Genomic DNA, 24243 nt, shown 5'->3' with positions numbered 1-24243 from the left:
ACGATAAGCGCTGAAAGCATCTAAGCGCGAAGCAAACCTCAAGATAAGGTTTCCCATAGAGTTAATCTAGTAAGATCCCTGGAAGACTACCAGGTAGATAGGCCAGAGGTGTAAGGACAGCAATGTTTTTAGCTGACTGGTACTAATAGATCGAGGGTTTGATCTAGATAAATAAATTATAATTAACATTGTGCAGTTTTGAAAGTATAGTTGACATTTGAAAGTATAGTTGACAAATGAAAAAATTTTCCGGTGGTAATTGCGGAGGGGTCACACCTGTTCCCATTTCGAACACAGCAGTTAAGTCCTCCAGCGCTGATGGTATTGCAAGGGTAGCCTTGTGAGAGAGTAAGTCGCTGCCGGATCTATTTTTAATTAAATATTGCAAATGAGTAATTATCAATTGCTATTATTCCCCGATAGCTCAGCTGGTAGAGCAGATGGCTGTTAACCATCGAGCCGTAGGTTCGAGTCCTACTCGGGGAGCCATTAGGCCCCCATCGTCTAGTGGCCTAGGATACCAGGTTTTCATCCTGGCGGCAGGGGTTCGAATCCCCTTGGGGGTGCCATTTTAATAGTTGACAGTTGAGAGTTGACAGTTAAAAAATTAAAACTGACACTGATTACTGACACTGTACACTAAATATGGGCGAATAGCTCAGTTGGGAGAGCACCTGCCTTACAAGCAGGGGGTCACAGGTTCAAGTCCTGTTTCGCCCACCATTTTTAATAGTTGACAGTTGACAATTGATAGTTGACAGTTAAAATCAAAACCATTTAAAATATAAATTATTAATGGTTTTAATTTTAAACAAGTAGAAATGTTAACTGTATAGCATTAACTATCATATGAATTAGAAAGTTTACAGTAAAAGTAACTGTAAACTGTCAACTGTACACTGTAAACTGAACCGTGGGGATGTAGTAGAGCTGGTCTACAACACCGGCCTGTCACGCCGGAGGTCGCGGGTTCAAATCCCGTCATCCCCGCCATGCGCTGACGTAGCTCAGTTGGTAGAGCAGCTGACTTGTAATCAGCAGGTCACCGGTTCAAGTCCGGTCGTCAGCTCCATTTGATATAGTTGACAATAAACTATATTTAAAAACATTAAAAGAGTTAGTGTTTTTAATCTTGACAAGTACAAAGGTTGATGGTATGATATTAGCTATCATGTGAATTAGAAAGTTTACAACAAAAGTAACTGTCAACTATACACTGTAAACTGTAAACTGAATTTTATGGGCCATTAGCTCAGCTGGCAGAGCACCTGACTTTTAATCAGGGTGTCGGAGGTTCAACTCCTCCATGGCTCACCATTTAATATCTTAATAACGCGGGGTAGAGCAGTCCGGTAGCTCGTCGGGCTCATAACCCGGAGGCCACTGGTTCGAATCCAGTCCCCGCAACCAATTTAAATTTAATAACATGGCGAGATAGCTCAGTTGGTAGAGCAGAGGATTGAAAATCCTCGTGTCCCCGGTTCAAATCCGGGTCTTGCCACCATTTAAGCGAAGGTGGTGGAATTGGCAGACACGCTAGACTTAGGATCTAGTGGGTTTACCCCGTGCGGGTTCGACTCCCGCCCTTCGCACCATTTATATTTAAAATTAATATGACTTAATATGTGCGGGAATAGCTCAGTTGGCTAGAGCACCAGCCTTCCAAGCTGGGTGTCGCCGGTTCGAGTCCGGTTTCCCGCTCCATTTTATTTATCGGGCGCCTGTAGCTCAGGTGGATAGAGCAATGGACTTCTAATCCATGAGTCGGGGGTTCGAATCCTCCCAGGCGTACCATTTATTATGGTGGGTGTAGCTCAGTTGGTTAGAGCGCAGGATTGTGGCTCCTGAGGCCGTGGGTTCAAATCCCATCACTCACCCCATTTTAAAAATAATACCTTTTATTAAATAGATTCTTACCTTTGATATCGTACGATATCAAAGGTTTTTTTAGTTTGAATTTCATTATTTATTCATATTATTCTGATATAATTAGCAAAAAGAAGAGTATTTTGGTATAATTATTTTATATAATATTGAATCTTGAGATTGAACTGATATGGAGATAGATATTGAAGGGGGCTTTAATTATGGATATAGATAAAATTTTAGTAGTTGATGATGAAGAGAAGATTACGAAGGTAGTTAAATCATATTTAGAACAAGATGGTTATGAAGTGTTTTTAGCATATGATGGTAAGCAGGCCTTGAAGACTTATCAAGATGAAGAATTAGATTTAATAGTATTAGACTTAATGTTACCAGAATTAACTGGAGAGGAAGTCTGTAAAAGAATTAGAACTGAATCAGACCTTCCAATTATAATGCTAACTGCCAAGACAACAGAAGAAGAGAAGATTACTGGTCTTAATATAGGTGCTGATGATTATTTAGTAAAGCCATTTAGTCCTCGGGAATTAGTTGCTAGAGTTCGAGCTATTTTGAGGCGTTCTGACAAAAAGAAAAAGTTATCTGCTGAAATTTTAAGTTTTAAAGAAGATGGGGATGAACTATTAATTGACACCTTAAAGCATAAAGTTAAGTTTAGGAATAAGGCTATTGATATAACTGCTACTGAATTTAAATTATTAAAGGTTTTAGCTCAAAATCCTGGTCGAGTATATTCACGGTCACAATTGACACAAATAATTCAAGGATATAATTATGATGGATATGATAGAACAATTGATGCTCACGTTAAAAACTTAAGAAGAAAACTGAATATTAAATCTGACCAGTTTATTAAGACTGTTTATGGAGTAGGATATAAGTTTGAGGTAGATAATGATGAAAGTTAAATTGTGGGTTAAACTGGCTGTTATATTCTTATTACTTACTATTTCTACAATTGCTTTAGCTGGTGGTCTTATTAATATTGCTCTTAATAGAAAGTTTGCGGATTATGTTGCTAAGAGTGCTGAAGTTAAAAATGAGCGTATTGTAAATTCAATAGAAACTATCTATAAAGAACAAGGTAATTGGTATGGGATTGGACAGCAGTTAATACATTTAGAGATGATGACTGGGAGAAGAGTAAGAATTACTTCTAATAAAGGTCAGAGGATTTATAATTCAAAAGATTACTGTAAGCCCGGTGGTAGAATGAACAGTGATATGATGGAAAGAGGCATGATGGGAATGGGTATGATGAATAATCGACGTAGTTTGCAAAAAAATCAAGGTTATGAATCTGATATTGATAATCATCAGGTGACTAAGTTGCCAATTAAAGTTAATTCTCAAGTAGTTGGTCATGCTTATATTACTCCTTTAAATCAAAAAGGAGTATGGAGTAAGGAAGATATTCTTTTTCGTAAAACAATTAATTCATCAATTATTGTTGCTGGGATTATTGCTGGAATAGTAGCCTTGTTAATCAGCTTCTTTATTTCTAGAAGAATTACTTCTCCATTACAAAAGATTACAGCGGTAGCAGAATCGATGGGTGAAGGAGATTTATCACAAAGAGTTGATATTAATTCAAATGATGAAATAGGTGTATTAGGGGAACGGTTCAATCAATTGGCTGCTAATTTAGAGAAATTAGAAAAACTTCGTAAGAAATTGACTGCAGATATTGCACATGAATTACGGACACCTTTAGCTACTGTGCAAAGTTATGTTGAGGCTTTTCAAGATGGAGTTATGCCTACAAATGAAGAAAACTTAAATTCAATTCATGAAGAAGTTTTGAGATTAGGCGGTTTAGTAAGTGACCTACAGGAATTATCAATAACTGAGGGAGGCAAATATAAGCTCAAAAAAGAAGAAATTAATTTAAATAAATTTATAAAGACACAAATTAATAGCTTATCACAATTGTTTACTGATAAAAATATAGACTTGAATTTAGATTTTAATGAGTCAGATATTAAGTTAATAGCTGATAAAGAGGTATTGAATAAAATTATTCATAATATACTCTCTAATGCTTATAAGTATTCTGAAAGTGGAGACCAAGTTTTTATAAAAGTAACGGGAAAATTAAATGAGGTTATTATTGGTATTCGAGATACGGGTATTGGAATTCCTGAAAAAGATTTACCCTATATTTTTGAAAGATTCTATCGAGTAGATAGTTCTAGAACTCGAAAGACAGGTGGAACAGGGATCGGTCTTGCAATTGTTAAAGAATTAGTAGAAGCACTGAATGGAAGGATTAATGTTAATAGTAAGGTAGGGGAGGGGACAGAATTTAAAATTATTTTACCAATAGGTAAATAATATTTTTGTATCAATTAATTATGTTTACAATTTGCTTAGATAATAAATCCGTTAATTTTGCAGGTGATTTAATAATTTAAGTAGAATAATAGTGAAAGGAAGTATAATTAATCAAAATTAGGTGGTGATTTAGATGAAGAAAGAATATCGACAAAAATTAGTTATTATTTGTTTGTTATTAAGCATTTTATTGGTGTCTACCAGTATGGTATGGGCTGGGACAAGCAATTATAAATTAGGGCTAAGATTATTTAGAAAAGGGAGATATAATGAAGCAGTCCCTAAGTTAGTTTCGGCTATTTCAGAAAATCCTGACTTAATGTATCCTCATTATATTTTAGGGCTAACATATTATCGTTTAGGCAATTATAATTTTGCTGAAACTCAATTTAAAAAAGCACATCAAATTAATCCTAGACATTATAGAGTTTTAGTCAATTTAGGTAGAGTTTATTTAAAAGAGGATAAGTTAGAAGCAGCTATTAAGGTAGGGGAAAAAGCTCTCAAGCTAAATAGCCAAGATGGTGATGCTTACAATATATTAGGTAGGGCTTATATGAGCCAGGGACGACTAAATAAAGCGATTAATAACTTGAAGCAGGCGGCTAAATTTGATAGAAGTAATTACTATGTCTTAAATAATCTCGGTTATGCATATATTAAGACTGGCCAATACAAAGAAGCGATATCAGTCTTAAAGCAGGCTACAGAATTGGATCCGCCAATTGCTTATTTATACAATAATTTAGGTATTGCCTATGAGAATGTTAATAATTTACAAAAAGCTAAAGTAGCGTATCAAACGGCTTTGGATATTAATAGTAACTACTACAAAGCTAAAGTAAATTTAAAGAGGGTTAAGCGTCTGTTAGAAGGCTAGTAGTTATATATTGAAATTATATATTAATCTTACCCCTGACTATTTCTAAAGTCAGGGGTGATATAATTTAGAAGCATAGATTATTTATTTAATGTGTATCCTAATTAATACTAAAATAAATCTATTCTAAAATAGGGTGTATAGATATGACTACTGAATATTGTTTCTTATTAGGCGCTGGCGCATCAGTACCTGCAGGAGTTCCTGCTATGAGTGAGTTATATAAATTATATTTAGACAAACTTACTGTTCAAGAGGTAAAATTCATTAATCAATTAGAAAATGAAGTTGATTTTTTGCAAGCTGAAGATAAGGAATTAAATTTAGAATCTTTATTTGAGGTTTTAGATTTAATTACTAATCTTGATAATAGATTGATTAAATCTTTCTTTGGCAATTTTAAGGAAGGGATACTAAATTATTTAGATTTGGTTCCTGCTATGTTAAAGAAGTTGAAAATGTTAATTAGAAGAGAATGTAATATTCAAAAGAAGGATATAGAGTATCTTTTACCGTTAATGAAATTTATTCATGAATCAGATAGCTTACAAGTATTTACTTTAAATTATGATTTGACTATTGAAACATTATGTGAGTTATACCGAATAAATTATACAGATGGTTTTGACCTAGTTTGGAAGCCAGAATTATTACAAAGAGAAGATTATGATGTGCGATTATACAAACTGCATGGCTCAATCATCTGGTATCAGACTGAAAGAGGAAAGAGGTTAAAACTCCCTATTATTAATTATGATAAAGAATTAAGATATTTTTTAGGAACAGAGCTTTCTGGTATGTTAGTCTATCCAGAACATAATAAATATGAACCATTTAAAAATCTATTAAATCATTTTGATCAAGAATTATTAAGAAAGAAAGTATTAATTAGTATTGGGTATAGCTTTGGAGACCCTTTGATTAGACAGATGGTACTAGATGGGCTTAAGGATAATCCTAAATTACATATTTATTTAGTATCACCTAGTGCTCAAAAGATTGCTGGAAAGTATTTTAGTCAATATCAAGATAGATTAGTTATATTCAATAAAGGTATTAATGAATTTTTGGCTGATAAATCTTTATATATTAAATTAAGAGCATTGTTAAAAAGTAAAGAATAGGTATAGATTGACATAGAATTCAAATAGGAGTGTAATAAATGTTACTTATTATTATTTCTTTAAGTTTAGGTTTAATAATTGGTTATTTTGAATTAATACCTGATTCGTTAGAAAGTTCAACTGATAAATTAATTACTGTCGGATTAATATTGCTATTATTTAACATGGGGGCGGAAATAGGTTTAAATGATAAAGTTATAGCTAACTTAGATAAGTTAGGACTACAAGCATTAATTTTAGCAATGGGAAGTATATTAGGGAGTATATTAATTGTTAAGTTCTTGGAAAACTTAGTAGGGGACTTTAGAAAGGAGAATCAGAAAGGCCGATGATTATTTTAATATTATCTTCAGTTATTGGAGGAATTTTAGTCGGTAAATTTATTATAGCTCCAGATTTAGCTAGTAACCTTAGTCAGATGACTACTTATTTTTTAGCAATTTTACTATTTGGCATCGGAATAGATATTGGTAAAAACAAAGATGAAGTCTTAAGTAAGATAAAGCAGTTAGGTTGGAAAGTGATTTCAGTACCAATAGTAGTTGCTATCGGTAGTATAATAGGGGCGGTTATAAGTGGGACCTTTTTAACCTTACCATTTAATGAAGCTAGCGCTATTGGGGCAGGATTTGGTTGGTATAGTTTGTCCGGAGTTTTGATAACAAAGATTTATGATATACAGATTGGTAGTTTAGCATTTCTAACTAATGTTTTTCGTGAATTATTAGCAGTTATTTTGATTCCTTTATTAGCTAAGACTAAAGGGAAAATAACTTTGATTGCTCCTGGGGGAGCCACAACTATGGATACTACGTTACCTCTAATTATACAAAGTTCTAGTTCAGAAATTGGAGTAATAGCATTTATTAATGGTATAGTATTATCATCTTTAGTACCTATTTTAGTACCTTTCTTAATTAAATTATAGACAGAATAGGAGATAAAACCGATCAATATATATTGATCGGTTTATTTTATTATACTAGGAAATTATACTTAAATTAGAATTGCAGATAATTTTATTTCCTCAACAAATTTTTAATCCATTTAATAAAACTAGGTAATTTAAATCCCCCACCCCACGATTTCAAGTCATCTTCTTCATTTTTAGACCAGGCAAAGAAAAAATCAATTTTCATCTTTCACCCTCCTATATCTTAACTTCACTTATTAACTATCATATGTATAGAAATTAAAATAGTGAAAAGTATTTATAATTAACTTTAAATTAGTAAAAGTTATTAATGATTATTCTTCTTATCAGATATTTATGTTAAATTCTTAAGAATTATTATTAATGTAAGTTTATTCCTTATTTAGTTTTAAATAATTTCTCACCTAATTTATAGTAGATATTTTCTACAAAATTAAAGGATTTTTTCTCTGAGTATAGAATAACTAAAAGTACAGTGGTAGATAGTGGGGCGTTGTGGTGGTATTAGGGGGAGTTAGTGGTTAACTAACCAAAAAAGTGGGGATATACTATGTTAATGGGTGAGTACATACATTCAATGGATAGTAAAGGGAGAATAATTATCCCTGCTAAATTTCGTAAAGAATTAGGAGAGGATTTTGTAGCTACTAGAGGCCTTGACGATTGTTTGTTCGTTTATCCAATGGATGAATGGGAAATACTAGAGAAGAAGTTGAAATCTCTACCATTGACTAGAAAAGATGCTAGAGCATTTGTAAGATTCTTCTTTTCTGGTGCAACAGAGTGTCAATTAGACAAACAAGGTCGAATCTCTATCCCTACCAACCTAAGAGAATTTGGTGATTTACAGAAAGAAGTTGTAATCATTGGGGTTTCTAATCGTGTTGAATTGTGGAGTAAGGAACGTTGGGATGGTTACTTATCTGATGCGGAAGATTCATATGAAGATATTGCTGAAACTATAGAAGAATTAGGAATTTAATTGTTGATAATAAATATTTTAAAATTTAAGTGAATCCTTTCACTTAAATTTGTCGACTAATAGAAAATAAGCTTCAAATGCTTAAAAATATATTATATAAATAGGTGATAAAATGAATTTTGAACATATACCAGTTCTATTTAAAGAAACGATTGAGTATTTAAATTGTCAATCGGGAGGAACTTATGTTGATGGCACTTTAGGTGGTGCAGGACATTCATTTGAAATTGCTAAGAAGATTGGGTCAACAGGAACTTTAATAGGGATTGACCAGGATTTAGCTGCTATTAATGCTGCTAAAGAAAAATTAGCAAATGTCGAATGTGAAGTGAAGATAGTAAGAGAGAATTATAAGAATATAGATCAAGTTTTAGAGAGGTTAAATATTAAGGAAGTAGATGGTTTCTTATTTGATTTAGGTTTCTCTTCTTATCAGATAGATACCCCGGAAAGGGGCTTTAGTTATAAATATGATGCACCTCTAGATATGAGGATGGACCAAAGAAAATCAAAAACTGCTGCTGATTTATTAAATAGTCTTTCCCAAAGTAAATTGACAGAAATCATTAAAGAGTACGGTGAGGAGCGTTGGGCTAGCAGAATTGCAGAGTTTATAGTTAAATATAGAAAAGACAAGCCGTTTGAAAAGACAACTGAACTAGTAAGTGTAATTAAAGCGGCAATTCCTGCTAGTGCTAGGCGTAAAGGACCTCATCCAGCACGACGGACATTTCAAGCTTTGCGGATTGCTGTCAATAATGAATTGGAGATTATACCTAAAACGATAGAGCGAATCCTGCCTCCTCTTAAAGCAGGTGGTAGAATTGCTATTATTACTTTTCATTCTTTAGAAGATAGGATAGTTAAACATAAATTTAAAGATTTAGCTAATGGATGCGTTTGTCCACCAGACTTTCCTGTCTGTGCTTGTGATGAAGAAACACAAGTGAAGATTATTACTAGACAACCTATAGTAGCTAAGGATGAAGAGTTAGAGAATAATTCCAGAGCGAGAAGTGCAAAGTTACGAGTTGTAGAAAAGCTTTGATTTTGTTCTAAAATGAGAGGTAGGTGAATAATTATGATAGTGGTAGATAGAAAGAAAGAGATAAAAGACTATAAAGATAAAGATTCTGCTGCTAGCAGGTATAATTATAAAAATGATAAAGGATATAAAAGAAAAGATAGAAAAAGCAAGGAAAGAAAGAATACTAAAAGTAAAAGGGTTAACTTAAATAAATCTACTAAAAGGAGAAAAAAAAGAAGAAAGTATCTTCGTAAAAATAAAAGAACTCATAATGAAAATCATAGAAAAGATAGTAATAATAACCAAGCAGATAGTAAGGAGAGTTGGTTTAATAGAACTTTCATATATATGATTAGCTATGCTTTGCTTATCGGAATTATAGCTATATTTGGAATCTTATATATTAATAAGTATGTGGAGATGAGTAAGATCAATTCTAGGATTACTCAGGTTCAAAATAGAATTGAAAATTTAAAGACTAATAAAAGAAAAGCAAAATTAAAGATAGCCCAGCATAAGTCGCTTGATCGTATAGAAAGGATAGCTAAGAATGACTTAGGGATGGTTGAGCCAGATAAGGTTAACTTTATTAGTATGCAAAAGGTAGATGGGGTAAATAAAAAATCTAATGAAATGAATGAATTAAAAACTAGATTTAATAAATTGAATGAATTAGGTTATAAAATTTATACTTGGTTTAAAGGTCTTACCCAAGTGGAAGCGGGGACTTTAGATAAATAAAATGATAAGTCAAGGGCAAAGATATTAAAATGGCCCCTAAATAAATGAGTAGAGGGGGATGAATATGGATCAAAATAAGCTACAAATAAGAAAGAGGATCTTTCATCTTTTTCTTATTGTAGTTTTTATTATGTTTATGATTACCTTAAGATTAAGCTGGATACAGGTCTTTAATAATGATTTTTATCAATCTAAAGCATTAGATCAAAGATTAAGGAAATTAAAGGTGGAACCTAGAAGAGGGATTATTTATGATAGGAATCAAGAAGAACTAGCTGTTAGTGTAAGTGCGGATACTGTAGTTGCTGTTCCGCCAGAGATTAAGAATCCTAAAAAAGTTGCTGAAAAATTAGCATTAATTTTAGATATGAGTCAAGAGGATATATATAAACGAGTTACTAAGAATGCTTATGCGGTTTATTTAGAACGAAAGGTTTCCGAAGAAAAAGCTAAAAGAATTAAATCATTAGACTTAGCGGGGATTACTTTTACCGAAGAAAGCAAAAGATTTTATCCTAAAGGAGAGTTAGCATCACATATCTTAGGTTTTGCTGGTATTGATAGTCAGGGATTAAATGGAATAGAATTATCCTATGATCAAGTATTAAGAGGAAGACCCGGACGGATAATGATAGAAAAAGATGCTACTGGACAACAGATTCCAGAGGGAGTTGAGAAGTATTTAGACCCTAAGAATGGGAATAATATTTATTTAACTATAGATCATGTGATTCAATATATTGTTGAAAGAGAATTAGAAAAAGCAATGCGAAATACTGAAACTAAAGATGGAACAATTATTGTTATGAATCCGCAAAATGGTGAAATTTTAGCTATGGCTAATCGTCCTGCCTATAATCCAAATAAATTTGCTAAGTATTCACCAGGGCTATGGCGTAATGCTGCTATTTCAAATACCTATGAGCCAGGGTCTACTTTTAAGATTATTACTACAGCTTCTGGATTGGAGGAAGGGGTAGTAAATCCTAAAGATCGTTTTTTTGATCCAGGATATATAAAAGTAGGTGGCGAAATAATTAGGTGTTGGAAAGATGGTGGGCATGGAAGTCAATCCTTTGCGGAAGTAGTAGAAAATTCATGTAATCCAGGTTTTGTACAGGTGGGACAGAGAATAGGAAAGAAAGCATTTTATAAATATATTAAGGCTTTTGGTTTTGGTCAAGAGACTGATATTAGGTTGCCAGGTGAAGCTAGTGGTTTAGTCTATGATTATGATGAGATAGGACCAGTTGAATTAGCTACTATGTCTTTTGGTCATGGAATCTCTGTAACTCCAATTCAATTGATTACAGCAGTTTCAGCGGTAGCAAATGATGGGGTTTTTTTGAAACCTAGATTAGTAGATAAAATTGAGAATAGTCAAGGCGAAATTATCAAAGAATTTAAACCTGAGGTTGTTAGACAGGTAGTTTCTAAAGAAACTGCCAAAACTACACGTGAATTGTTAGCTGGAGTAGTAGCAAATGGGTCGGGGAAAAAAGCTCAGGTTAAAGGGTATAGGATTGGAGGAAAGACAGGAACAGCTAAGCACTATGGGGTTAAAGCATATGATTCATCTTTTATTGGCCTACTCCCAGTGGATAACCCGAAATTAGTAGTATTAGTAGCTATGAAAGGAGTTACTAGTTATCCTTATTATGGTTCACAATTGGCAGCACCAATATTTCATAATATAGTTAAAGATGTTGTTCGATACTTAGAACTACCACCTAGTCAGGAGGAAGAAGTAGAAGAAGGAAAGGAAGAAATTAAAGAAGTAGGAGTACCTAATTTAGTTAATCAATCACTAAGAGAAGTACGTCCTAAGTTAAAGAATTTAGGTTTGAACTTTAAAATTGAAGGAAATGGGAATAAAGTATTAGAACAAATTCCAACTGCTGGAGCAAAAGTAGATACTGGAACTACTATAATTCTCTTTACTTCCGATGGATTAGAGAATCAGAAGCGGTATAAAGTTACAATCCCGGATTTGGAAGGTATGAAGTTAGAGGAAGCGCAAAATTTATTGGCTGAGCTTGGTTTACAGTTAGAGTGGCAAGGAAGTGGAGAAATTATTAGGCAGCAGCCTGCTCCTGGCTTTAGAATTAAATCTGGAACTACCGTTAAAGTAAAACTGCATTAATTAGGAATAAATTAGATTAAATGTAAAATAATATATAGTGAATGAGATAAGGAGGAGAGATAGTTGAAAAGATTAAATGAAATAGTTACTGATTTAGATTTTGATCTTTTACAAGGTGACTTGGATATAAGTGTTGAAGGGATAGCTTATGATTCAAGAAAGGTTAAACCAGGCTATTTATTTGTTAGTATTAGTGGTTTTACTCATGATGGGCATGATTATATAGATGAGGCAATCGAGGCAGGAGCAGCTGCTATCTTAGTTGAAAAAGAGATACGAATTGATAGAGAAGCAACAGTTATTATGATTGATGATACTCGACAGGGGCTAGCAAAAGTAAGTTCAGCTTTTTATGGCCATCCTTCACAGAAGTTGAAAGTGGTTGGAGTAACAGGGACTAATGGGAAAACAACAACTACTTATCTAATTAAGTCAATTTTAGAGAGAGCAGGGTATAAATCAGGGTTAATTGGGACAATAAAGAATAAGATTGGTGACCAAGATTATAAAACGCAAAGAACTACCCCAGAAGCATTAGATTTACAAGCATTATTTGCAAAGATGGTAGAGGAAGGAGTTACTCATGTAGTGATGGAAGTTTCTTCGCATGCATTAGAATTGAATCGTGTTGATGAAATTGATTTTAATATTGCTATCTTTACTAATATTACTCAGGATCATTTGGACTTTCATGATTCATTTGAGGATTATTTAGCTGCGAAAGGTAAGCTATTTAGTAAGCTAGAAGGTGACGAAGAGAAGACAGCAATTATTAATATTGATGATCCACATAGTGATCAAATTCTAGATTTTAGTGAAGGTTCAATTATTACTTATAGTATTGAAAAAGATGCTAATTTAAAAGCAAAAGATATTACAATTAGCCCTACAGGAGTTGAATTCTTAGTAGAGGCTTTTAGTGATAGAATAGATTTGAATTTAAATTTAACTGGATTATTCAATGTTTACAATACTTTAGCTGCTTTAGGGGCTGGTGCAAGCTTAAATATTAAATTAGATGATATTAAGGAAGGTTTAGAAGAGGTTCAGGGAGTAGCAGGAAGGTTTGAGATTATAGATGAAGGTCAAGATTTTGGAGTGATTGTGGATTATGCTCATACTCCTGATAGTTTGAAGAATATTTTACAGACGGCTGAAGACTTTGTTGAAGGTAGGATTATTGTTGTGTTTGGTTGTGGGGGAGATCGCGACCGTAGTAAGCGACCAATTATGGGGCAGGTTGCAACTGAATTAGCTGATTTTTCAGTAATTACTTCCGATAATCCTCGTAGTGAAGAACCAGCAGCGATTATTGATGATATTGAAGCGGGAGTAAAAGAGATAAGTAAGGTAGCAGGAGAGGACTATATAATTATTGAAGATAGAGCAGAAGCTATTAATTATGGTATCGAGATAGCTCAAGCTAATGACCTAGTATTCATAGTTGGTAAGGGACATGAAACTTATCAGATTTTAAAGGATAAGACGATTCAGTTTGATGACCGCCAAGTCGCTAGAGAAGCTCTTGTTGAAAATAGAGGTGAATAAATATGGAACCGATTAAAGTCAAAGAATTTTTACCAGCAATAGAGGGAGAACTAATTAATGGTAGTTTAGAAATAGAGGTCGAGGAGATCTCTATTGATTCACGAACAATTGATACCGGTGCTTTATTTTTTGCGATTAAAGGGGAAAGATTTGATGGTCATAAATTTGTTAATGATGCTCTAGAAGCAGGAGCAAGTGGAGTAGTTATTGAGTCAGATAAAGCTAGTAAATATAATTTTAATGCTGATACAATTGTAATTGGAGTTGAAGATACTGCTACAGCTTTACAAAATTTAGCTAAGTATTATCGTAGTCTATTCGATGTAGCAGTAATTGGGGTTACTGGGAGTACGGGGAAGACAACAACTAAGGATTTAATAGCTTCTGTTTTGAATGTTAAGTTCAACACTATGAAGACTGAAGGCAACTACAATAATGAATTTGGGTTGCCTTTAACTTTATTTAGATTAGATTCTAATTATGAAGTACTAGTCTTAGAATTGGCAATGCGTGGTTTAGGAGAAATTGAATACTTAGCTCAAATTGCTCAGCCGGAAATAGGTGTAGTTACTAATGTAGGGTTAACTCATTTAGAATGTTTAGGAAGTCAAGAAAATATTGCTGAAGCTAAGAGTGAATTAATAAGTAATTTACCAAACGAGGGTAAGGCTATCTTGAATGGTGATGATCCATATGTACGGCAGATGGTTAATAAGACGGAAGCAGATACATTATGTTATGGATTTAACGTTACCAATGATTTACGAGTTAATAATGTAAAGAATTTAGGAAAGAATGGATTAGAGTTTAAAGTACAGTATTATAGTGAAGATTTTAAGGTAAAACTACCGCTTTCAGGTGAGTATAATATCTATAATTCTTTAGCAGCAATTGGTGTAGGTTTTCAATTAGGATTAGATGTAGAAGAGATCAAATCTGGATTAGCTAAGCCAGAGATGACAGCTATGCGAGGAGATATTAAGGATTTAGGTAAGAATATTACTCTAATTAATGACGCTTATAATGCTAATCCTACTTCGATGCGAGCAGGATTAGATTTATTAGTAGATGTTGGACAGAAAGATGGAAATTTGATTGCTGTTTTGGGGGATATGCTAGAATTAGGTAAAAAAGCTGAGGAGGAGCATTCTAAATTAGCTAATAAGATATTAGATAATAATATCGATTACTTACTAACAGTAGGCAAATTAGCTCTGCTAATCGGAGAAGGAGCTAAAGAGTTAGGATTAGCCAAGGAAAGAGTATTTAATTATGAAACTAATGAAGAAATTGTCAATCAACTATTGCAGTTAATTCAACCAGGTGATACAATTTTAATTAAGGGTTCTAGAGGTATGCAATTAGAAGAAGTAGAGGAATCCTTATTGAAAAGGCTATAGGAGGTTTTAAGGTAATGGTTAATTTAATATATACAACTGTTGCAGCTTTTGCGATTACGTTATTAATTGGACCAGTAATGATCAATCTATTACATAGATTAAAGTTTGGTCAAAATATTAGAGAAGTAGGTCCGGAAAGTCATTTAGAAAAGAGTGGAACTCCTACAATGGGGGGAGTGATAATCTTAATTTCTATTGTAGTTTCTATTCTATTATTTACTGAAATGACATCTAAACTCTTTTGGGCCTTATTTGTAACTTTGGGTTATGGTTTTTTAGGATTATTGGATGATTCAATTAAGATTGTAGCTAATCGTTCTCTAGGATTAAAGGCAAAACAGAAGTTATTTGGTCAGATTTTAATAGGTGGGTTATTAGGGTATAATATCTTATATAATTTAAATATAGGTTCTAAAATTATTATTCCCTATTTAGGGGGAACATTAGATTTAGGTATTTTATTTATTCCATTTGTGATTTTGGTAGTAATTGGAACTTCTAATGCCGTTAACTTAACCGATGGTTTAGATGGTTTAGCTGCGGGAGTAACAATCATAGTCGCAATTACTTATACTGTAATTAGTCTTAATTTAGGCAACTATGATTTAGCATCATTTACTACTGCGATTACTGGCGCATGTTTAGGCTTTGCTTGGTTTAATAGCCATCCGGCACAGGTCTTTATGGGTGATACTGGTTCACTAGCATTAGGAGGTGCGATAGCAGTAGTTGCTATATTGACTAGAACGGAATTCTTTTTAGTAATTATTGGTGGTGTGTATGTTCTAGAGGCTTTATCAGTAATAATCCAGGTAATCTATTTTAGATTAACAGGAGGTAAGAGAATCTTTAGAATGAGTCCTCTCCATCATCATTTTGAATTGAAAGGATGGGAAGAATCAAAAGTGGTAGTTAGGTTCTGGATTTTGGCGGCTATCCTTTCATTAGCAGGTTTAATGGGTTTACAAGGGATTTAATGCTGGAAAGGTGGTTAAATTACATATGGATTTAGCAGATAAAAAGGTAGTAGTTATCGGATTAGGTAAAAGAACAGGAGTAGCAGCAGCTAAGTTTTTAGTTGATAAGGGAGCTAAAGTAGTAGTTAGTGATGTAAAGTCAAAAGAAGAGTTACAAGCTGAGTTAGAAGAGTTAGATAATTATGAAATAGATTTTGATTTAGGTGGACATACTGAGCGAGTAATTGAAGATACTGATTTAATAGTCATCAGCCCCGGGGTGCCAGACCAAATTCCAATTTTAAAGCGAGTTAGAGAGTTAGGAATTAGAATTATTAGTGAGATAGAGTTAGCTTACCATTTTTGTAAAGCCCCAATTATAGCGATTACTGGAACTAATGGCAAGACAACAACTACTACTTTGACCGGTGAAATTTTTAAAGAAGCTTGTAGTGAAGTAGTAGTAGGAGGAAATATTGGGCGACCGCTAATTCAAGATGTACCTAATATTTCATCGGAAGGGTTTGTTATATCTGAAATTAGTTCTTTTCAGTTAGAGAATGTTGAAAATTTTAGACCAAAAATTAGTCTTATTTTAAATTTGACGCCGGATCATTTGGACCGGCATGGTACTTTTGCTAACTATATAGCAGCTAAAAAAAGAATCTTTTCTAATCAAAAGCAGAGTGACTATACAGTTTTAAATTATGATGATCAGTTGACTAGAGAATTTGGGAATGAAACAAAGGGAGAAGTAGTATACTTTAGTCAGAAAGAAGATATCAAGGATGGTGGTCTTTATGTTGAAGATGGTAAGATTATTAGTACTTTAACTGGTAATAAAGAATTCATAATTGAGGTAGATAAAATTGGAATTAAAGGACCCCATAATTTAGAGAATGCTTTAGGAGCTACGGCAATTGCTATATTGAGTGGTATTGATTTAGAAGTAATTAAACAAGTTTTACAAGAATTTGATGGTGTAGAACATCGGATCGAAGAAGTAGCAGTAATTGATGGGGTTAAATATATTAATGATTCAAAAGGTACTAATCCGGTAGCCGCTATAAAGGCATTAGAGACCTTTGATGCACCTTTGATTTTGATTGCTGGTGGTATGGATAAGAATGCGGATTTTGCTGAATTTGCTAATAAGATAGTTAATAATGTAAAGGAATTAATCTTATTAGGAGAAACAGCTGATCAGATTGAAGCAGATGTACATAGTCTTGACTTTACTAATGTTAAGAAAGTAGATTCTATTGAAGAAGCAGTACAGGTAGCTGATACATTAGGTAAAGAAGGCGACTATGTCTTATTATCTCCTGCTTGTGCTAGTTGGGATATGTTCAGTAGTTATAAAGAAAGAGGGCGTAAGTTTAAGCAAGCGGTATATGATTTAAGGGGGCAGTAGGATGCGTAAGGTAGGAGCACCTGATTTTATAATTTTCTTTACGATGATAACTTTATTAGGATTAGGAGTTATGATGGTCTTTAGCGCTACTTCTATTCGTGCTTATGCTGATTATGGTGATAGTTTCTATTTTCTTAAAAAGCAATTTTTATGGTCAGTAATTGGTATCGGTGCTATGGTCTTTTTTATGACTATAGATTATAAGTTTTATAAGCAGTTTGCTCAATTGGGATTATTAGTTAGTCTTGGTCTATTATTAGCGGTTTTGTTTATGGGTAAAGTAGTTGGTGGTTCACAACGTTGGTTAGGTTTTGGTATGTTAAATATACAGCCTTCAGAGGTAGTTAAGCTAGCAATGGTATTTTATATGGCTCGATATTTAGCCGTTAAACAGTATAAATTAGATAAATTTAAAGGATTAGTACCTCCATTAACAATATTAGGATTGACCTGTGGTTTGATTTTAGCGCAACCGGACTTAGGTACTGCGGTTACAATTGCTGGTACAGTAATGATTATGTTTGTGGCGGCGGGGATCCATTATAAGTATTTAGGCAGTTTAGCAGGAGTTGGTCTATTAGGCGTAGTCTATTTGATTTTTAGTGCTCCTTATCGAAAGGAGAGGCTTTTAGCATTTCTTGACCCATGGAGTGATCCTTTAGATTCAGGGTTTCATATTATTCAATCATTATATGCTTTAGGGTCCGGAGGATTATTTGGGGTTGGGATTGGACAGAGTAGACAGAAATTCTTTTATCTACCAGAGCCAGGTACTGATTTTATATATGCTATCATTGGTGAGGAATTAGGTTTTTTAGGAACTATGTTAGTGGTTGCTCTCTTCTTCTTGTTTGCGTGGAGAGGATTAAGAATAGCTTTAGAAGCACCGGATCTATTTGGGAGCTTTTTAGCGGTTGGAATCACTACGATGGTTACTATGCAGGCAGTAATCAATATTGCAGTCGTTACTGGTTCGATGCCAGTAACAGGTATTACTTTACCTTTTATTAGTTATGGAGGTTCTTCATTAGTAATTATGTTATCTAGTGTTGGGGTTCTGTTAAATATATCACGGTACACTAAGTAGGAGTGATCAAATGAAGGCAATTCTTACTGGAGGAGGAACTGGGGGGCATATTTATCCTGGTTTAGCTATTGCTAAAGGCATAGAAATGAATTATGAGAAAGCAGAAATATTATTTGTAGGTACTAATGAAGGATTAGAAGCAGAGATTGTTCCTAAGGCAGGTTATGAATTGGCTAATATTTCTAGTCGAGGTCTACCTAGGAAACTATCGATAGAAATTTTAACAAGTTTAGTGACAACAGGCATTGGAGTTTGGGAAGCTAAGAAGTTAATTAATACTTTTAAACCAGATATAGTAATAGGAACTGGTGGTTATGTTAGTGGGCCAGTTATGTTGATGGCATCTCTAATGAAGAAAAAGACAGTAATTCATGAACAGAATGCTTATCCAGGATTGACTAATCGGTTATTATCTAGATTGGTAGATAAAGTTGCTTTGAGTAATCAAGATGCTGAAAGTTATTTTAACGGTAATTCTAAGTTAGTCTTGACTGGAAATCCAGTTCGACCTGAAATTATTAAGGCACGACGGTTAGAAAGTTATAAAGAATTAGGTTTAGACCCTAATAAGAAGTTCATTTTAGTCTTTGGAGGTAGTAGAGGGGCTAAGAGCATTAATCAAGCTATGGAAGAAGTTTATAAATTAAGTCAAAAGAATCCTGAAATTCAGGTTTTACATATAACTGGGAAGAATGATTTTGCTCGGGTTAGAGAAGTTGCTACTAAATTGGGTATATCTAATTTAAAAAATGGTCATATTATTATTAAGCCTTATCTATATAATATGGCTGCGGGATTAGCAGCTGCTGACTTAGTTATTTCTAGAGCGGGAGCAACTGGTTTAGCGGAGATAACTGCTCGCGGGATTCCGGCTATCTTAATTCCTTATCCTTACGCTGCCGAGAATCATCAAGAGCATAATGCTCGGTCATTGGAAAGACGAGGAGCCGCCAAAGTAATTTTAGACCATGACTTAAATGGAGTTAAATTAGTAAATGAGATTCAAGAATTAATCTTTGATCAAGAGAGGTTAGATAAGATGGCAAAGGCTAGTAAGAAATTAGGAAAACCAAAAGCAGTAGATAATATTATTAAACTAATTGATGAGCTAATTTAGTTTTTAAAAATTGGACAAGTTAAGCTTAACATTTTGTTAGGCAAGTGCATATTATAGCATATGGCTTAGGTAGAAAAGGAGTGGTGGAGGGATAATGAGAACTGAAGATAGGGTCCATTTAATTGGGATTGGCGGTATTGGAATGAGTGGAATTGCCAATCTTTTGCTTGGTTTAGGGAAGCAAGTTACTGGTTCGGATATGAAAGAATCTGATATTATAATAGACTTACGTAAAGAAGGAGCAGAAATTAAGATTGGACATAAAGCAGAGAATGTAGAAGGGGCGGATGTAGTAGTCGTTTCCTCTGCAATTCCAATGGATAATCCTGAAATAATAGAAGCTAAGAAACAGGAGATTCCGATACTCAAACGAGCTGAGATGGTAGCTAAGTTGATGACTAGACAGAAAGGGATTGCGATTTCTGGAACTCATGGCAAGACGACTACAACAGCAATGGTAGCTACTATTTTAAAAGAGAATGGATTGGATCCAACAATCTTAGTAGGAGGAAAACTATCTTTAATTAACGGAAATGCCAAACTCGGTAATGGAGATTATTTTGTAACGGAAGCAGACGAGAGTGATGGTTCTTTATTATTTATGGAGCCAGAAATAGGAGTTGTGACTAATATTGAAGCTGATCATCTAGATTATTATGAGTCAAAAGAAGAGATTAAAGAGACTTTTATTCAGTTTCTTAATAAGCTACCACCTCAAGGAAGAGGTATAGTCTGTTTGGATGATAAGGAGATAGTAGATATAGTTGATGAAATGGGTAATGATTTAATTACTTATGGATTAACTGATCAAGCCAAGTTATTTGCTGAACAGATTGAGCTGAATCATTTAGGTTCGAATTCTAGTATTTATTACCAAGGTAAGAAGTTAGGAAATTTGAATTTAAGAGTGCCTGGTAAGCATAATTTAGCTAATGCTTTAGCTGCAATCAGTATTGGATTACATATTGGATTACAATTTAAAGAGATTGCTTCCGCTTTAAAGAAGTTTAGAGGAGTCGGAAGAAGGTTTGAGCAAAAAGGGAAGTACCGAGGTGCAGTTTTAGTTGACGACTATGCTCATCATCCAACGGAGATAGAGGCTACTTTATCTGCAGCCCAAAATATGGACTTCAAAAAAGTGATTGCTATCTTTCAACCACATAGATATTCTCGTACCAAATTTTTATTAGAAGAGTTTAGTCAAGCGTTTACTGATGCAGATGAAGTGATTATTACGGATATTTATGCAGCAGGGGAAGACCCTATTCCGGGAGTTGAAGCGGAAAGAGTAGCCAATTTAATTAATCAACGCAATTTTGGGAAGGCTAAGTTCATATCTGATTTAGATGATGTTTACCACTATTTACAAAAAAGATTACAAGCGGGAGAGTTAGTATTAACTTTAGGTGCTGGGGATGTATGGAAAGTAGGAGAAAGATTAGCAATTACTGACCAGAAGATTCAGACAGAAGAGACTGGGGAATTAACAATGGAGGTTTAAAGTATGAAATCGATAGAGAAAGAAAGATTACAAGCAAAAGTTAGAGGAGAGGTTCGTTTTGATGAGCCATTAAAGTACCATACTTCGTTTCGTGTAGGTGGACCAGCAGAAGTTTTGATTATTCCTCAGGATATTCAGGATCTAAAAGAAATTTTAAAATATTTAAATGAAAAGGCGATTGATTATAGTATTTTTGGTAACGGTACTAACTTATTAGTACCTGATAATGGAATTGATGGAGTAGTAATTAAGTTAGCTGGTACTATCAATAATATTAATATCGAAGGGGATACTATTTATACTGGTGCTGGGGCAACTCTACCTACAGTAGCAAAACGAGCTACTAAGCATGGGCTAAGTGGTTTGGAATTTGCTGCTGGACTACCGGCTACTGTTGGTGGTGCTACAGTAATGAATGCTGGTTTAGGGACTGGTAATGATATGAGCACAATCATAAGTAAGGTTAGGGTATTGACTAAAGAGGGGAAGATGAAGATTCTTAATAGAGAAGATTGTAATTTTTCTTACCGAAAGAGTCGGTTTCAAACTGAGGATTTAATTATAGTAGAAGTAGAGTTCTTATTAGAACCAGGTGACCAACAGAAGATTGAAAGTAAGATGAAAGAGTTGGTTACTAAACGAAAAGAGAGTCAACCACTTACAATGCCTAATGCTGGTTGTATTTTTAAGAATCCAACTGGGGATTCAGCCGGGAGATTGATTGATGAAGCTGGAGGTAAAGGTCTATCGGTTGGAGGAGCTGAAGTTTCCAAAAAACATGCTAATTTTATTGTTAATACTGGTGAAGCAACGGCTCAAGATATATTGAAGCTTATGGAAAGAGTTCAGAACTTAATTAAAGAGGAATATGGATTTGATTTAGAAAGAGAAGTTCAAATTCTGTCAAGTAGGAGGTGACAGAAATGGATAGCTTTATTGTTAAAGGTGGTAATCGCTTGACTGGTGAGGTTGATATTAGTGGAGCTAAGAATGCTGTTTTGCCTATTTTAGCTGGTACTGTTTTATCATCAGGTGAGAATATTATCCGTGAGGTTCCAAGGTTAAGAGATGTGAAAGTGATGAAAGAGGTATTAAGTAATCTTGGTGCAGGAGTTAGTCAAGATGATAAAGTGATTACTGTTAATTCTAGTGTGATAGATTCTTGTGAGATACCTGAATATTTAATGAGAAAGATGCGAGCTACGATCTTCTTAATGGGATCTTTATTAGCTAGATTTAAAAAAGTAAGAATTTCTCAACCTGGTGGTTGTAGTATTGGACCAAGGCCTATAGACTTACATATTAAAGGTCTAGAGGCTTTAGGGGTTGAGTTTACCGAAGAACATGGATATTTAGAGGGTAAGACCGATGAGTTAATAGGTGCTGATATTCATCTTGATTTCCCTAGTGTTGGTGCAACTGAGAATATTATGATGGCTGCTACTAAAGCAACAGGAACTACTGTTATACGCAATGCAGCTAAAGAGCCAGAAATAATTGATCTTCAAAATTTCCTTAATGGAATGGGTGCTAAGATTAGAGGAGCTGGGACCGATATAATTAAGGTTGAAGGAGTTGAGGAATTACATTCAATTGACTATACAGTTATTCCCGACCGAATTGAAACCGGTACTTTTATGGTAGCTTCAGCTATAACTGGCGGGGAAGTATTATTAAATAATGTGATTCCTGAGCATGTAGAACCAGTAATTGCTAAGTTATTAGAAGCTGGAGTTGAAGTTGATTATAATCAGGATCAAATTAAAGTAACAGCACCTGCTAAAGTAAAGGGTGTTAATGTCAAAACATTGCCTTATCCGGGTTTTCCTACTGATATGCAGCCACAATTTATGACCTTGCTTTCAGTGGCTGAGGGTACTAGTGTAATTACTGAAACTATATTTGAGAATAGGCTTAAACATGCTGATGAGTTAAGAAGAATGGGAGCAGATATTAGAATTGAGAGTCGTTCTGCTATTATTAAAGGCATTAAAGAGCTTTCTGGTGCTGTCGTAGAAGCTAGTGATTTACGGGCAGGTGCTGCTTTAGTTTTAGCAGGATTAGTAGCTGAAGGTGAGACGAGAATAAATGATATTTACCATATTGATCGAGGTTATGAAAATTTAGAAAGCAAGATTACTAATTTAGGAGGATACATCACTAGGGTAAGTACTGTTTCTGTCTGATGAATTTGTAGAAAGGAGGAAGTTGATGGATAAACGAGCAGCTGTAATTTGTGGAGGAAAATCAGCAGAAAGAAAGATTTCATTGAAGACCGGTCAGGCTATATATGATGCCTTAAAAGGTCAAGGGGTCGATGTTATTAAACTAGACCCTCAGAATGATGAATTTTATAAGAACTTAATTACTGCTGAGGCAGATGTAGCATTTATTGCTTTGCACGGCCGGTATGGTGAGGATGGTACTATCCAAGGGTTACTTGAGATGGAAGGCATTCCCTATACTGGGTCAGGAGTCTTGGCTAGTGCAATGGCTATTAATAAGATTATTTCAAAAAAAATCTTTAGGCAGGAAGGAATTTTGACTCCTAAATTTAAAGTTTTAAATAAGGGAGAATGGGAATCAGGAAGTAAGGTTTCAATTAAAAAACTAATTGATAAATTTGGTTTGCCGATTGTGGTTAAACCAGTTTTAGAAGGGTCAAGTTTAGGATTATCAATTGTAAAGAAAGAAGAGGATTTAATTACTGCTATTAACGAAGCCTTCAAGTATGATACAGAAGTTTTAATTGAAGAGTATATTGATGGTAAGGAGATTACAGTTGGGATTTTAGGTAATGATGAGCCTATAGTTCTGCCTATAATTGAGATTAAGCCTAAGGATGGGGTATATAATTTTGAAGCTAAATACACAAAAGGTATGACTGAATTTATTATTCCAGCTCAATTAAAAGATAGCCTTTATAATCAAGCTAGAAAGATGTCATATAGAGCCTATCAAGCTTTAAAATGTTCTGGGATGGCTAGGGTAGATCTTATGGTCGCTGAAGATGATAAACCGTATGTTTTAGAGGTAAATACTATTCCAGGGATGACTGAGACTAGTCTTTTGCCTCAAGCAGCACAAGCAGCAGACATTAGCTTTGAAGAACTAGTAATTAAAATTTTAGAATATGCTTTAGAATAATTAAAAGCTGTGGATGATAAA

The 24243-nt window shown here is 34.1% G+C and carries 20 protein-coding genes, 12 tRNA genes and 2 rRNA genes; all 34 read left to right on the top strand.

The window, feature by feature from the left end; genetic code table 11:
- Positions 1-166, top strand: a 23S ribosomal RNA gene (locus tag BM077_RS13865); the annotation flags it as partial.
- Positions 167-248: 82 nt separating this feature from the next.
- Positions 249-365: ribosomal RNA gene (gene rrf, locus BM077_RS07030) — 5S ribosomal RNA — on the top strand.
- Between the two features lie 48 nt (positions 366-413).
- Positions 414-489 (top strand) — tRNA-Asn (locus BM077_RS07025).
- A gap of 4 nt (positions 490-493) precedes the next feature.
- Positions 494-569 (top strand) — tRNA-Glu (locus BM077_RS07020).
- A gap of 78 nt (positions 570-647) precedes the next feature.
- Positions 648-723 (top strand) — tRNA-Val (locus tag BM077_RS07015).
- Between the two features lie 192 nt (positions 724-915).
- A tRNA-Asp gene (locus tag BM077_RS07010) sits at positions 916-993 on the top strand.
- A gap of 3 nt (positions 994-996) precedes the next feature.
- Positions 997-1072, top strand: a tRNA-Thr gene (locus BM077_RS07005).
- Positions 1073-1241: 169 nt separating this feature from the next.
- Positions 1242-1317, top strand: a tRNA-Lys gene (locus tag BM077_RS07000).
- Positions 1318-1333: 16 nt separating this feature from the next.
- Positions 1334-1410: transfer RNA gene (locus BM077_RS06995), tRNA-Met, on the top strand.
- Between the two features lie 18 nt (positions 1411-1428).
- Positions 1429-1504, top strand: a tRNA-Phe gene (locus BM077_RS06990).
- A gap of 5 nt (positions 1505-1509) precedes the next feature.
- Positions 1510-1595: transfer RNA gene (locus BM077_RS06985), tRNA-Leu, on the top strand.
- A gap of 32 nt (positions 1596-1627) precedes the next feature.
- Positions 1628-1704 (top strand) — tRNA-Gly (locus BM077_RS06980).
- Positions 1705-1717: 13 nt separating this feature from the next.
- Positions 1718-1794 (top strand) — tRNA-Arg (locus BM077_RS06975).
- Positions 1795-1803: 9 nt separating this feature from the next.
- Positions 1804-1880: transfer RNA gene (locus BM077_RS06970), tRNA-His, on the top strand.
- Positions 1881-2087: 207 nt separating this feature from the next.
- Complete coding sequence (locus BM077_RS06965) at positions 2088-2795, top strand: response regulator transcription factor (protein ID WP_089748651.1); 708 nt, start codon at positions 2088-2090, stop codon at positions 2793-2795.
- Positions 2782-4221, top strand: coding sequence for a sensor histidine kinase (locus BM077_RS06960; protein ID WP_090003453.1), 1440 nt, complete (start codon positions 2782-2784; stop codon positions 4219-4221). Before BM077_RS06965 ends, BM077_RS06960 begins: the two co-directional genes overlap by 14 nt.
- A gap of 133 nt (positions 4222-4354) precedes the next feature.
- Entirely contained in the window at positions 4355-5101 is a 747-nt protein-coding gene (locus tag BM077_RS06955) for a tetratricopeptide repeat protein (RefSeq protein WP_089748649.1), read from the top strand.
- A gap of 146 nt (positions 5102-5247) precedes the next feature.
- Entirely contained in the window at positions 5248-6225 is a 978-nt protein-coding gene (locus BM077_RS06950; RefSeq protein ID WP_089748648.1) for an SIR2 family protein, read from the top strand.
- A 38-nt stretch (positions 6226-6263) separates the two neighbouring features.
- The gene (locus tag BM077_RS06945; RefSeq protein ID WP_089748647.1) at positions 6264-6557 is read left to right on the top strand and encodes a LysO family transporter; all 294 of its coding nucleotides are present in this window, start codon (positions 6264-6266) and stop codon (positions 6555-6557) included.
- Positions 6554-7153 (top strand): LysO family transporter, encoded by a 600-nt coding sequence (locus BM077_RS06940; RefSeq protein WP_089748646.1) that lies wholly within the window; start codon positions 6554-6556, stop codon positions 7151-7153. The genes BM077_RS06945 and BM077_RS06940 overlap by 4 nt, the downstream gene beginning before the upstream one ends.
- 556 nt (positions 7154-7709) lie before the next feature.
- The gene (gene mraZ, locus BM077_RS06935; protein WP_089748645.1) at positions 7710-8141 is read left to right on the top strand and encodes a division/cell wall cluster transcriptional repressor MraZ; all 432 of its coding nucleotides are present in this window, start codon (positions 7710-7712) and stop codon (positions 8139-8141) included.
- Positions 8142-8253: 112 nt separating this feature from the next.
- Positions 8254-9189 (top strand): 16S rRNA (cytosine(1402)-N(4))-methyltransferase RsmH, encoded by a 936-nt coding sequence (gene rsmH / locus BM077_RS06930; protein WP_089748644.1) that lies wholly within the window; start codon positions 8254-8256, stop codon positions 9187-9189.
- Positions 9190-9222: 33 nt separating this feature from the next.
- On the top strand, positions 9223-9909 hold the full coding sequence (locus BM077_RS06925; RefSeq protein WP_090095191.1) for a septum formation initiator family protein: 687 nt from the start codon (positions 9223-9225) through the stop codon (positions 9907-9909).
- A gap of 64 nt (positions 9910-9973) precedes the next feature.
- Complete coding sequence (locus BM077_RS06920; protein WP_089748642.1) at positions 9974-12052, top strand: stage V sporulation protein D; 2079 nt, start codon at positions 9974-9976, stop codon at positions 12050-12052.
- Between the two features lie 63 nt (positions 12053-12115).
- The gene (locus tag BM077_RS06915) at positions 12116-13600 is read left to right on the top strand and encodes a UDP-N-acetylmuramoyl-L-alanyl-D-glutamate--2,6-diaminopimelate ligase (RefSeq protein WP_089748641.1); all 1485 of its coding nucleotides are present in this window, start codon (positions 12116-12118) and stop codon (positions 13598-13600) included.
- A gap of 2 nt (positions 13601-13602) precedes the next feature.
- Positions 13603-15000 carry a UDP-N-acetylmuramoyl-tripeptide--D-alanyl-D-alanine ligase gene (locus tag BM077_RS06910; protein WP_089748640.1) on the top strand — a complete coding sequence of 466 codons (1398 nt, stop codon included), beginning with the start codon at positions 13603-13605 and terminating at the stop codon, positions 14998-15000.
- Between the two features lie 14 nt (positions 15001-15014).
- Entirely contained in the window at positions 15015-15977 is a 963-nt protein-coding gene (gene mraY, locus BM077_RS06905; RefSeq protein WP_089748639.1) for a phospho-N-acetylmuramoyl-pentapeptide-transferase, read from the top strand.
- A 25-nt stretch (positions 15978-16002) separates the two neighbouring features.
- Entirely contained in the window at positions 16003-17370 is a 1368-nt protein-coding gene (gene murD / locus BM077_RS06900; protein WP_089748638.1) for a UDP-N-acetylmuramoyl-L-alanine--D-glutamate ligase, read from the top strand.
- Between the two features lies 1 nt (position 17371).
- Positions 17372-18457, top strand: coding sequence for a putative lipid II flippase FtsW (ftsW, locus tag BM077_RS06895; RefSeq protein WP_089748637.1), 1086 nt, complete (start codon positions 17372-17374; stop codon positions 18455-18457).
- Positions 18458-18467: 10 nt separating this feature from the next.
- On the top strand, positions 18468-19574 hold the full coding sequence (gene murG / locus BM077_RS06890) for an undecaprenyldiphospho-muramoylpentapeptide beta-N-acetylglucosaminyltransferase (protein WP_089748636.1): 1107 nt from the start codon (positions 18468-18470) through the stop codon (positions 19572-19574).
- 94 nt (positions 19575-19668) lie between these two features.
- Positions 19669-21075: a UDP-N-acetylmuramate--L-alanine ligase gene (gene murC, locus BM077_RS06885; protein WP_089748635.1), complete on the top strand. Its 1407-nt coding sequence runs from the start codon at positions 19669-19671 to the stop codon at positions 21073-21075.
- A 3-nt stretch (positions 21076-21078) separates the two neighbouring features.
- Positions 21079-21993 (top strand): UDP-N-acetylmuramate dehydrogenase, encoded by a 915-nt coding sequence (murB, locus tag BM077_RS06880; RefSeq protein WP_089748634.1) that lies wholly within the window; start codon positions 21079-21081, stop codon positions 21991-21993.
- A 5-nt stretch (positions 21994-21998) separates the two neighbouring features.
- On the top strand, positions 21999-23261 hold the full coding sequence (gene murA / locus BM077_RS06875) for a UDP-N-acetylglucosamine 1-carboxyvinyltransferase (RefSeq protein ID WP_089748633.1): 1263 nt from the start codon (positions 21999-22001) through the stop codon (positions 23259-23261).
- 25 nt (positions 23262-23286) lie between these two features.
- Complete coding sequence (locus tag BM077_RS06870) at positions 23287-24222, top strand: D-alanine--D-alanine ligase family protein (RefSeq protein ID WP_089748632.1); 936 nt, start codon at positions 23287-23289, stop codon at positions 24220-24222.
- Positions 24223-24243 lie beyond the last annotated feature (21 nt).

The organism is Candidatus Frackibacter sp. WG13 (genome assembly GCF_900114655.1).
Taxonomy (GTDB): Bacteria; Bacillota; Halanaerobiia; order Halobacteroidales; family Acetohalobiaceae; genus Frackibacter.
The sequence above is the reverse complement of the archived record's forward strand: the minus strand, read 5'-3'. Positions and strand labels throughout refer to the sequence as shown.